The organism is Streptomyces sp. NPDC059534 (assembly GCF_042743475.1).
Classification (GTDB): Bacteria; Actinomycetota; Actinomycetes; order Streptomycetales; family Streptomycetaceae; genus Streptomyces.
In genome coordinates, this window is record NZ_JBHWAQ010000002.1 from 427443 (window position 1) to 438469 (window position 11027).

The 11027-nt window shown below is 73.7% G+C and carries 11 protein-coding genes and 1 pseudogene; 9 read left to right on the forward strand and 3 right to left on the reverse strand.

All coding sequences use genetic code 11. The features are described 5' to 3' along the window. Positions 1 to 61: 61 nt before the first annotated feature. A complete protein-coding gene (locus ACFVZH_RS04230; RefSeq protein WP_384892879.1) occupies positions 62 to 781 on the forward strand; it encodes a VWA domain-containing protein in 720 nt (239 codons plus the stop codon). Here the strand turns inward: ACFVZH_RS04230 and ACFVZH_RS04235 are convergent. After that, on the reverse strand, positions 776 to 1684 hold the full coding sequence (locus ACFVZH_RS04235) for an aldo/keto reductase (RefSeq protein WP_384892882.1): 909 nt from the start codon (positions 1682 to 1684) through the stop codon (positions 776 to 778). The genes ACFVZH_RS04230 and ACFVZH_RS04235 overlap by 6 nt on opposite strands. A gap of 70 nt (positions 1685 to 1754) precedes the next feature. Here ACFVZH_RS04235 and ACFVZH_RS04240 point away from each other — a divergent pair, with 70 nt between their 5' ends. The 3 genes and pseudogenes from ACFVZH_RS04240 to ACFVZH_RS04250 all read left to right on the forward strand — a co-directional run bounded on the left by ACFVZH_RS04240 (position 1755) and on the right by ACFVZH_RS04250 (position 3129). Then, entirely contained in the window at positions 1755 to 2120 is a 366-nt protein-coding gene (locus ACFVZH_RS04240) for a MerR family transcriptional regulator (RefSeq protein ID WP_384892885.1), read from the forward strand. Positions 2121 to 2171: 51 nt separating this feature from the next. Further along, positions 2172 to 2543: pseudogene (locus ACFVZH_RS04245) on the forward strand (VOC family protein); the annotation flags it as partial. A 73-nt stretch (positions 2544 to 2616) separates the two neighbouring features. Beyond that, positions 2617 to 3129, forward strand: a complete 513-nt coding sequence (locus tag ACFVZH_RS04250) for a pyridoxamine 5'-phosphate oxidase family protein (protein WP_384892888.1) — start codon at positions 2617 to 2619, stop codon at positions 3127 to 3129. A gap of 25 nt (positions 3130 to 3154) precedes the next feature. On the opposite strand, the gene ACFVZH_RS04255 is transcribed toward ACFVZH_RS04250, so the two are convergent. Both ACFVZH_RS04255 and ACFVZH_RS04260 read right to left on the reverse strand, forming a co-directional pair. Beyond that, a complete protein-coding gene (locus tag ACFVZH_RS04255) occupies positions 3155 to 4276 on the reverse strand; it encodes an acyl-CoA dehydrogenase family protein (protein ID WP_384892891.1) in 1122 nt (373 codons plus the stop codon). Then, a complete protein-coding gene (locus tag ACFVZH_RS04260; protein WP_384892894.1) occupies positions 4276 to 5421 on the reverse strand; it encodes an acyl-CoA dehydrogenase family protein in 1146 nt (381 codons plus the stop codon). Before ACFVZH_RS04260 ends, ACFVZH_RS04255 begins: the two co-directional genes overlap by 1 nt. Before the next feature lie 57 nt (positions 5422 to 5478). On the opposite strand from ACFVZH_RS04260, the gene ACFVZH_RS04265 reads away from it, so the two are divergent. The 5 genes from ACFVZH_RS04265 to ACFVZH_RS04285 form a co-directional block, all read left to right on the forward strand. Beyond that, entirely contained in the window at positions 5479 to 6615 is a 1137-nt protein-coding gene (locus ACFVZH_RS04265; RefSeq protein WP_384892897.1) for an acyl-CoA dehydrogenase family protein, read from the forward strand. Then, on the forward strand, positions 6612 to 7403 hold the full coding sequence (locus ACFVZH_RS04270) for an SDR family oxidoreductase (RefSeq protein ID WP_384892900.1): 792 nt from the start codon (positions 6612 to 6614) through the stop codon (positions 7401 to 7403). The genes ACFVZH_RS04265 and ACFVZH_RS04270 overlap by 4 nt, the downstream gene beginning before the upstream one ends. Before the next feature lie 15 nt (positions 7404 to 7418). Beyond that, positions 7419 to 8051, forward strand: a complete 633-nt coding sequence (locus ACFVZH_RS04275; RefSeq protein ID WP_384892903.1) for a TetR/AcrR family transcriptional regulator — start codon at positions 7419 to 7421, stop codon at positions 8049 to 8051. An 18-nt stretch (positions 8052 to 8069) separates the two neighbouring features. Further along, entirely contained in the window at positions 8070 to 9227 is a 1158-nt protein-coding gene (locus ACFVZH_RS04280) for an acetyl-CoA C-acetyltransferase (RefSeq protein ID WP_384892906.1), read from the forward strand. Positions 9228 to 9481: 254 nt separating this feature from the next. Beyond that, positions 9482 to 11027, forward strand: a 1546-nt coding sequence (locus ACFVZH_RS04285) for a DEAD/DEAH box helicase (RefSeq protein WP_384892909.1), incomplete at its 3' end; no start/stop codon positions are given.

Here is an 11027-nt window from a genome sequence, read left to right on the forward strand (position 1 = left end):
CGGGCGGCCATGATTTCAGACCGATTAGGCTCGACGAGTCGTCGAAGACCGAGGGGGAACCATGGCACTGAGCCTGCGGAAGGTCGAGGAGACCGCGCCCGCGCTCGTGAACCTGTACAAGTCGGCGGGGGCCTCGCTTCAGCGGCACGGGATCAGCGGGCAGCGCGTCGCGGTCTATCTGGTCGTCGACTACTCGGGGTCGATGAAGCCGTACTACAACAACGGCAGCGTCCAGGCCCTGGCGGACCGGGTGCTGGGGCTCTCCGCGCACTTCGACGACGACGGCAGTGTGCCGGTCGTGTTCTTCTCCACGGACATCGACGCCGAGACCGACATCCGGCTCGACGACCACGCCGGCCGGATCGGCCGGATCGTCGCGGGCCTCGGCCACATGGGCAAGACCAGCTACCACCTCGCCATGGACGCCGTCATCGACCACTACCTGGACAGCGGCTCCACCGCGCCCGCGCTCGTCGTCTTCCAGACCGACGGCGGGCCGATCAACAAGCTCGCGGCCGAGCGGTACGTGTGCAAGGCGGCCCGGCTGCCGATCTTCTGGCAGTTCATCGGCTTCGGCGACCCCGGCAGCCGCCAGTTCGAGTTCCTGCGCCGGCTCGACGAGCTGGCCGTGCCGGCGAAACGGCCCATCGACAACGCGGGCTTCTTCCACGCGGGGCAGGACCCGAACCGGGTGCCGGACGCGGAGTTGTACGACAGGATCGTCGCCGACTTCCCCGCGTGGCTGGCCGCGGCCCGGGCCCAGGGCATCGTCCGGTCATGAACCCGAGTCCGCACCCGCCTCCTCGCCGAGGCGCGCGAACTGCTCCTCGGTCAGGGTGACGTCGAGCGCGCCCAGGTTCTCCACCAGGTGGGCCGCGGAGGACGTGCCCGGGATGGGAAGGATGTGCGGGGCCCGGTGCAGCAGCCAGGCCAGGGCCGTCTGCGACGGGGTGGCGCCGACCTCGCGGGCGACCCGGGCCACCGGACCGTCGGGACCCGCGTGCCCGCCCATGGCGACCGGGAAGAAGGGCACGAACGCGATCCCGCGCCCGGCGGTGTGCTCGACGACGTCCTCGTGGGCGCGGGTCGCCAGGTTGTACAGGTTCTGCACGGCCGCGATCGGCGCGACCGCCTCGGCCTCCTCCAGCTGGGCGACGGTCACCTCCGAGAGGCCGATGTGCCGGACCTTGCCCTCCTCCTGGAGCCGCTTCAGGGCGCCGACCTGCTCGGCGACCGGGACGTTCTCGTCGAGACGGTGCAGGTAGAGGAGGTCGATGCGTTCGGTGCGCAGCCGGCGCAGGCTCAGTTCGGCCTGCTGGCGCAGATAGGCGGGATGGCCGAGCGGCACCCACTCGGTGGGGGAGGGCCGGACCACGCCGACCTTGGTGGCCACCGCGACCCCGTCGCCGTACGGGTGGAGGGCGTCGGCGAGAAGCTCCTCGCCGGCCCCGAGGGCGTAGGCGTCGGCCGTGTCGAAGAGGGTGACACCGGCCTCGGCGGCGGTCCGCAGCAGGTTCACCGCGGCCGCCCGGTCGGCCGGCGCCGTCCAGATGCGGGCCTCGGGGCCCGTCGGGTCGCCGGGGCGGTCGGCGAGTCGCATCGTGCCGTAACCGACACGCCGGACCGGGAGGTCGCCGCCGAGCCGGAATATGGTCGTGTCCGAGGAGTTCGTGTGGTGCGTCATGCCCGGAACCGTAGGAGCTCACATGGATGTGAGCTTCAAGCGCTCACGGGCACATGTGAGGGGGGTCACAGTGAAGATCGGTGAGCTGGCGCGGGAGACCGGCGTGAGCGTACGGCTGCTCCGCTACTACGAGGAACAGGGCCTCCTCGGCTCGGAACGCACCCCCGGCGGTCAGCGGGTCTACGGCCCCGACGCGCCCGCCGTGGTCCGCCGCATCCGCGCCCTGCTCGGCGCCGGACTGCCGACCCGTGTCATCTCCGAGGTCCTGGACTGCGTCTGCGGCAGCGAGGCGGAGATCGAGCCCTGCCTCAGCCCGCTGCTCGTCGCGCAGCTCGACGCCATCGACGAGAGGATCCACGACCTCCAGGGCGCCCGCTCCTCTCTCGCGGCGCTCGTGGCGGTGACCGAGGGAAGGCAACTCGGCCCCGCCGGCTGACCGGTGGGAATCCGGTGGCCCGCCCGCGCGGGCACGGGCGATCATGAGGCCATGACCTCTCTCGTACGACACGTCACCATCGACTGCGCCGACGCCTACGCCCTCGCGGGCTTCTGGGCCGCCGCGCTGGACGCGCGGCTCGCCGACGACGACCACCCCGGCGACCCCGAGGCCACGGTCGAGTCGGCCGGCGCGAACCTCCTCTTCATCCAGGTGCCCGAGCCGAAGGCGGTGAAGAACCGCGTCCACCTCGACCTGCAGCCGCAGGACCGCAGCCGCGACGAGGAGGTCGAGCGGCTGATCGGCCTCGGCGCGACCCTGCTCGACGACCGCAGGAACCCGGACGGGACGGGCTGGGCGACCCTGGCGGACCCCGAGGGCAACGAGTTCTGCGTCGAGCGCAGCAAGGCGGAGCGCGCCGCCACCTCCTGAACCCCGAGGAGCATCCGGAGCAATCCGGACAGTAGATGTCGGGTATCCGGTGTCTCCTGGAGCCATGGGAGACACCGGAAGCACCTGGGCGGCCTTCGAGGCCGCCGAACCCGAGTTCGCCGCGACCGTGCGCGAGCGCTTCGGGCAGTACACGCACCACGCCCTGGCCACCGTCCGGAAGGACGGCTCGCCCCGGCTCAGCGGCATCGAGGCGGACTTCCGCTACGGCGAGCTCTGGCTCGGCATGATGCCGAGCTCCCGCAAGGCGCTCGACCTGCGCCGCGACCCCCGGTTCGCCCTGCTCGCCAATCCGGGCTCCGGCACCGACATGGGCGGCGGGGACGTACGCGTCTCCGGTCGGGCGGTCGAGATCACCGACCCCGGGACCGTCGATCGGTACGCGGCCGACGCGGGCGCGCCCCGGCCCTTCCACCTCTTCCGCCTGGAACCGGCCGAGATCGTCCGCACCTGGGTGGACGGCGAGGAGATCGTCTTCCGCATCTGGACCGCCGACGGCCCGACCCGGACACTCCGGCGCGGCAACGACGACAGCCCGCCGCGCGAGGACGCCTCCTGAGGGGTGTCCGGTCGATCGGGCCGGATCAGGGAGCGGTGTCGAGAACCAGCGCCCGGCACCGGGCGGGGTCGCCCCAGGCGTCCCGCAGGGGCCGGGCCTTGCGCAGCCAGAGCGACAGGTCCAGCTCCTCGGTGTAGCCGATGGCGCCGTGGACCTGGAGGGCGGTGCGGGCCGCCGCGTACGCGGCCTCGCCGGTGGTGACCTTGGCCGCGGCGAGGTCCGCGTCGGTGAGGGTGACCGCCGCGCCGAAGAGCAGGGGCCGGGCGAACTCCAGGCCGAGCAGGGTGTCGGCGAGGCGGTGCTTGACCGCCTGGAACGCGCCGACGGGGGTGCCGAACTGGACGCGCTGCCGGGCGTACCCGACGGTCCGGTCGAGCAGTGCGAGCCCGACGCCCAGGGACTGGGCCGCCGTCGCCAGCATCGCCCAGCGGCGTGCCTGCCCGGCCGCCGCGGCCACGGCGGGCCCGGCGGCGAGGAGTTCCCCGCCGGGCGCGGGCCGCGCGAGGCGCCGCACGGGGTCCGCGGACACCCGTACCGGCCCGTGGCCGGGCGCCTGCCACAGCTCCTCGCCCCGTACGACGAGCACGGCGTCGGCCCGATCGGCGTCGAGCGCGTACGGCACGACGTGCCGGCCGGGGCCGTACCCGCCGGGGCGGCCCGCACCGCGCCTGCCGAAGCCGGGGCCGGGGGCCGCGTCCGGGGTCGAGTCCGGTTCAGGGCCGGGGGCGTGCGGCCCGGCACGGCCGTCGGCGCCCGGCCCGTCCACGAGGGCCAGGGTCGCCGTCGCCGCGCCCGAGGCGAGGGCCGGGAGCAGGCGTTTGGCCGGGTCCTCGTCGCCGAGGCGGGCGAGTTCGGTGAGGAGGACGGCGGCGGCGACGGTCTCGGCCAGCGGGCCCGGTACCGCGTGTCGCCCCAACTCCACGAATGCGTGGGCGAGTTCGACGGGATGGAGGCCGAGTCCTTCGTACGCCTCCGGGGCGGCCAGCGCGAAGACGCCCGCTGCGGCGAGCCGCTTCCACAGGGCGCGGGCCGGGGCGGGGTCGCCGGAGGCCCAGGCGCGGGCCGCCGTCGGGGTGTCCGCGGCGGTGAGCATCGCGTCGAGGGAGCCGGCGAAGGCGCGCTGTTCGCCGGTGGGCAGGAAGGTCATCAGCGGCGGCCCTTCGGGAGGCCGAGCAGCCGCTCGGCGATGATGTCGCGCTGGATCTCGTTGGTGCCCGCGTAGAGGGGGCCGGCGAGGGCGAAGACGTAGCCCTCGGCCCAGGCGGTGTCGGCCAGTTCGGCGTCGGTGCCGAGGAGATCGAGCGCGGTCTCGTGCAGGGCGAGGTCGTACTCCGACCAGAAGACCTTGTTGAGGCTGGACTCGGCCCCGGAGGCGGCCCCCGCCGCGAGGCGGGCCGCGGCGCCCGCCGTGAAGAGCTGGTACGCGCGGGCCCCGATGGCCGCGTCCGCCACCCGGTCGCGCAGCGCGGTGTCGCCGGGGTCGGCCTCCGCCCGCCAGAGCCGTACGAGCCGGTCGGCGGCGGCGAGGAACCGGCCGGGGGAGCGGAGCATCAGCCCGCGCTCGTTGCCGGTGGTGGACATGGCGATCCGCCAGCCCTGGCCCGGCTCGCCGATCACGTCCTCGTCGGGGACGAAGACCTCGTCGAGGAAGAGCTCGGCGAAGGCGGGCTTGCCGTCGAGCCGGCCGATGGGCCGCACGGTCACGCCCGGGGCGCGCAGGTCGAACATGAGGTAGGTGAGGCCCCGGTGGGGCCGGTCGGCGGCCGGGTCGCTGCGGAAGATGCCGAAGGCCCGGTCGGCGAAGGCGGCCCGGGAGGACCAGGTCTTCTGCCCGGACAGCAGCCACCCGCCGTCCGTCCGCACCGCGCGGGAGGCGAGGGAGGCCAGGTCGGAGCCGGCCCCGGGCTCGGACCACGCCTGCGCCCAGACCGTCTCGCCGGTCGCCATCGAGGGAAGGACGCGGGCCCGCTGCTCCTCGGTGCCGTGGTCGAGGAGGGTGGGGGCGAGGAGCTGGATGCCGTTCTGCGAGACCCGGCCGGGCGCTCCCGCCGCCCAGTACTCCTCCTCGAAGACCAGCCAGCGGGCGAGGTCGACGCCCCGGCCCCCGTACCGCTCGGGCCAGGAGACCACCGACCAGCGGTCGGCGGCGAGCCGGGCCTCCCAGACGCGGTGGGCGGCGAAGCCCTCGGCGGTCTCCAGGGAGGGCAGCGGCGCCGGGGGCACGTGGGCGCGCAGCCATTCCCGCGCCTCCGCCCGGAAGTCGTCCTCGGCCCGTGTGTACGAGAGATCCATCGGTGACCCCGCCCTCGCCCGTTCCCTAACAAGTGTTTGGTAGGTTAACGTACGGCCATGAGCAGCGTCGAGGAGTTCAGGGCCGAGATACGGGGCTGGCTGAAGACCCACCTCAGCGGCTCCTTCGCCGCCCTCAAGGGCCGCGGCGGACCCGGCCGCGAGCACGAGGCGTTCGCCGAACGCCTCGCCTGGGAGCGGCACCTGGCCGCCCACGGATGGACCTGCGTCGGCTGGCCGAAGGAGTACGGCGGACGCGGCGCGAGCATCGAGGAACAGATCGCCTTCCACGAGGAGTACGCCCTCGCCGACGCCCCCGCCCGCGTGAACCACATCGGCGAACAGCTCCTCGGCCCCACCCTCCTCGACCACGGCACCGAGGAGCAGAAGGCCCGCTTCCTCCCCCCGGTCCGCGCCGTGGAGGAACTCTGGTGCCAGGGCTACAGCGAACCCGGCGCCGGCTCCGACCTCGCCGCCGTCCGCACCCGCGCCACCCTCACGGGCGGCCGATGGGTGGTGGACGGCCAGAAGATCTGGACCTCCCTCGCCCACGAGTCCCAGTGGTGCTTCGTCCTCGCCAGGACCGAACCGGGCTCACGGCGCCACGCCGGGCTCTCCTACCTCCTCGTCCCCCTCGACCAGCCCGGCGTCGAGATCCGGCCCATCGTCCAGCTCACCGGCACCAGCGAGTTCAACGAGGTCTTCTTCGACGGGGCGACGACGGACGCGGCCCACGTCGTCGGCGCCCCCGGCGACGGCTGGCGGATCGCCATGGCCACCCTCGGCTACGAACGGGGCGTCTCCACCCTCGGCCAGCAGGTCGGCTTCCGCCGCGAACTCGAGGCCCTCGTCACCCTCGCCCGGCACAACGGCGCCGCCGCCGACCCCGACATCCGCGACCGCCTCACCCGCGCCTGGAGCGGCCTCGAAGCCATGCGCGCGGGCGCCCTGCGCGGGACCGACCCCTCCGCCGCCAAGCTGTACTGGTCCCACTGGCACCGCGACCTCGGCGAACTCGCCCTCGAGGTGGGCGGCCCCGCCGCCGCCCTCGCCGCCGGAGCGCCGTACGAACTCGACGACCGACAGCGGCTGTTCCTCTTCTCCCGCGCCGACACCGTCTACGCCGGGTCCAGCGAGATCCAGCGGAACATCATCGCCGAGCGGGTGCTCGGCCTCCCGAAGGAGCCGCGCCCATGACCCGTACCCCACCGCCCCCCTACGTACCCGGCCACGGCCTCCTCATCGGCCGCACCGCCGTCGTCACCGCCGCCGCCGGAGCGGGCATCGGCGGCGCCACCGCCCGCCGCTTCCTCGAGGAGGGCGCCCGCGTCCTCGTCAGCGACGCCCACACCCGCCGCCTCAAGGAGACCGAGGCCGCCCTCGCCGCCGAGTTCGGCGCCGTCGCCGTCGCCTCCCAGCCCTGCGACGTCACCGACGAGAGCCAGGTCCAGGCGCTGTACGACACCGCCGAACGCCTCCACGGGCGCCTCGACATCGTCGTGAACAACGCCGGCCTCGGCGGCACCGCCGCACTCGCCGACATGACCGACGAGCAGTGGGACCGCGTCCTCGACGTCACCCTGGGCGGCACCTTCCGCTGCACCCGCGCCGCCCTGCGCCGCTTCCGGGACACCGGCGGCGGCGGCGTCGTCGTCAACAACGCCTCCGTCGTCGGCTGGCGCGCCCAGGCCGGACAGGCCCACTACGCCGCCGCCAAGGCCGGCGTCATGGCCCTCACCCGCTGTGCGGCCGTCGAGGCCGCCGCGTACGGCGTCCGCGTCAACGCCGTCTCCCCCTCCCTCGCCATGCACCCCCACCTCGCCAAGGTCACCACCACCGAGCTCCTCGACGAACTCACCGCCCGAGAGGCGTTCGGCCGGTACGCCGAGCCCTGGGAGGTCGCCAACGTCATCGTCTTCCTCGCCGGCGACTACTCGTCCTACATGACCGGCGAGACGGTCTCGGTCAGCAGCCAGCACGCTTAGGACCAGAATGGACGCGTGCCGAAGAATCCCCAGACCGCCAGCCCGAAGAAGACCCAGGTGAGCGCCGCGCCCGAGCGGCGCCGTGAACTCCTCGACACGGCGGCCGAGGTGTTCGCCGCCCAGGGGTACAACGCCACCACCGTCCGCAAGATCGCGGACGCCGCCGGCATGCTCGCCGGCAGCCTCTACTACCACTTCGACTCCAAGGAGTCGATGCTCGACGAGATCCTCTCCAGCTTCCTGAACGAGCTGTGGGAGGGGTACGACACCGTCCTCGACGCCGGCCTCGGCCCCCGCGAGACCATCGAGGCCCTCGTCACCGAGTCCTTCCGCGAGATCGACCGGCACCGCGCCGCCGTCGCCATCTACCAGAAGGAGTCCCGGCACCTCACCGACCAGCCCCGCTTCCGGTACCTCACCGACTCGCAGCGCAAGTTCGAGAGGGCCTGGCTGGGCACGCTGGAGCGCGGGGTCGCCGCCGGGGTCTTCCGCGCCGACCTCGACGTCCGCCTCACCTACCGGTTCGTCCGCGACACCGTCTGGGTCGCCGCGTCCTGGTACCGGCCCGGCGGCCTGCACAGCCCCGAGGAGATCGCCCGCCAGTACCTGTCCATGGTCCTGGACGGAATCGCCGTACGTCCCACCTGACCGACCGGAGGAGTCGCCATGCCCGAGGCATACATCGTCGAAGCGGTCCGCACACCCGTGGGCCGCCGAGGGGGCGGTCTCGCGGCCGTCCACCCGGCGGACCTCGGCGCCCACGTCCTCGCCGCCCTCGTCGCCCGCTCCGGAATCGACCCGGCCGCCGTCGACGACGTCGTGTTCGGCTGCCTGGACACCGTCGGGCCGCAGGCCGGCGACATCGCCCGTACGGCATGGCTGGCCGCCGGCCTCCCCGAGGAGGTCCCCGGCGTGACCGTCGACCGCCAGTGCGGCTCCTCCCAGCAGGCCCTCCACTTCGCCGCCCAGGCGGTCATGTCCGGCACCCAGGACCTCGTCGTCGCCGGCGGCGTGCAGAACATGTCGATGATCCCCATCGCCTTCGCCTCCCGGCAGGCCGCCGAACCCCTCGGCCTCACCGGCGGCCCCTTCCACGGCAGCGAGGGCTGGCGGGCCCGGTACGGCGACGCGCCGGTCAACCAGTTCCACGGCGCCGAGCTGATCGCCGGCAAGTGGCGGATCACCCGGAGCGACCAGGAGGAGTTCGCCCTCCGCTCGCACCGGCGCGCCCTGCGCGCCATCGACGAGGGCCGCTTCGCACGGGAGACCGTGGCCTACGGGGACGTCGCCGTCGACGAGGGCCCGCGCCGCGACACCAGCGCGGAGAAGATGGCCGGGCTGCGGCCCGTCGTCGAGGGCGGCACCATCACCGCCGCCTGTTCCTCCCAGGTCTCCGACGGCGCGGCCGCCCTGCTCCTGGCGAGCGAGCGGGCCGTACGGGAGCACGGGCTGACCCCCCGGGCCCGCGTCCACCACCTCTCCGCCCGCGGCGAGGACCCGATCCGGATGCTCTCCGCGCCGATACCGGCGACCGCCCACGCCCTCAAGAAGACCGGTCTGACCATCGACGACATCGACCTCGTCGAGATCAACGAGGCGTTCGCCCCCGTCGTCCTCGCCTGGCTCAAGGAGACCGGCGCCGACCCCTCCCGGGTCAACGTCAACGGCGGCGCGATCGCCCTCGGCCACCCCCTCGGCGCGACCGGCGCCAAGCTCATGACCACCCTCCTCCACGAGCTGGAACGCACCGGAGGCCGCTACGGCCTGCAGACCATGTGCGAGGGCGGCGGTCAGGCGAACGTGACGATCGTCGAGCGGCTGTGAGGAGGGGCGGCACTGTGAGGTCGCCCACGTCGACCGCCCCCTGGGCTGGTCTGATCCGTCCGGGCATCGGGCGGGCGGGGCGGGAAGGTCCTGAGGCGCACTATTGTTCCGGTAGAGACGTCCGGGACGCGTTGAGCGCGTTCCGGGAGAAACAGCCGGGGCCCGTATCGCGTGTTCCGGGTAGAGCAGCCGGGGCCCGCACCGTGCAGGTGCGGGCCCCGGCTGTGCCGCGAGCACCGGCCAGGAAGGCACGCATGACCCGCTCCGAGCGCCCCCACAAGCGCAGCCCCCGCAGCACCCAGGCGAAGTCCACGTCGCAGCCGAAGAGCTCCCGCGGCGGCCGCCGTCCCACGGCGCCCCCGCCGCCCAGCGAGTTCACGCCGCCGGAGACGGTGACGCCCGCGCTGCCCGCGGTGGCCGCGTTCGCCGACCTCGACATGCCCGAGGGCCTGCTGCGGATCCTCGGCGAGCAGGGGGTCACGGAGCCGTTCCCGATCCAGGCGGCGACGCTGCCGAACTCGCTGGCCGGCCGTGACGTGCTCGGCCGGGGGCGTACCGGCTCCGGCAAGACCCTCGCCTTCGGCCTCGCCCTCCTCGCCCGCACCGCCGGCCGCCGCGCCGAGCCGACCGCGCCCCTCGCGCTGGTCCTGGTGCCCACGCGCGAGCTCGCCCAGCAGGTGACCGACGCCCTCACCCCGTACGCCGGCGCCCTGCGGCTGCGGGTCACCACCGTCGTCGGCGGCATGTCGATCTCCCGGCAGTCGTCCGCGCTGCGCCGCGGCGCCGAGGTCCTCATCGCCACCCCCGGCCGGCTGCACGACCTCATCGAGCGCGGCGACTGCCGGCTCGACCAGGTCGCGATCACCGTCCTGGACGAGGCCGACCAGATGGCCGACATGGGCTTCCTGCCGCAGGTCACGAAGGTGCTGAAGCAGGTCGAGCCCGGCGGCCAGCGGCTGCTGTTCTCGGCGACCCTCGACCGGAACATCGACAAGCTGGTCAAGATGTTCCTGGACGACCCGGTCGTGCACTCCGTCGACCCGTCGGCCGGCGCGGTCACCACCATGGAGCACCACGTCCTGTACGTGGCCGACGAGACCGACAAGAAGGCCGTCACGCTGCGGATCGCGGCCCGCGACGGCCGGACGATCCTCTTCATGGACACCAAGCGGTCCGTGGACCGGCTGGTCAAGCGGCTCCTCGCCAACGGCGTACGCGCCTCCGGCCTGCACGGCGGCCGCTCGCAGCCGCAGCGCAACCGGACCCTCGACCAGTTCAAGACCGGCCAGGTCACCACGCTCGTGGCGACCAACGTGGCGGCCCGCGGCATCCACGTCGACGACCTCGACATGGTCGTGAACGTCGACCCGCCCATCGACCACAAGGACTACCTGCACCGCGGCGGCCGCACCGCCCGCGCCGGCGAGTCCGGCAGCGTCTTCACCCTGGTCCTGCCCGAGCAGAAGCGCGACATGGGCCGGCTGATGTCGAACGCCGGGATCAGCCCGCGCACGGCGCAGATCAAGTCCAGCGACGAGGAGCTCGCCGAGCTCACCGGCGCCCGGGAGCCCTCGGGCGTCCCCGTCGTCATCGAGACCCCGCAGCCGACCCCGCCGCGCAAGCCGGCCGGGGCCGCGGGCAGCGGCGGCGGCCGTCGCCGCCGCGGCGGGTCCGGCGGTACGGCGACCGGCGCGGGGCCTAAAGGAACGCTTGTCCATCCAGAATATCCGGCTTCTGTCGGTATTCGGCATTCCATTACAATGAGATTGTATAATGTCGTGCTAGGTGCTATTGGTAAGC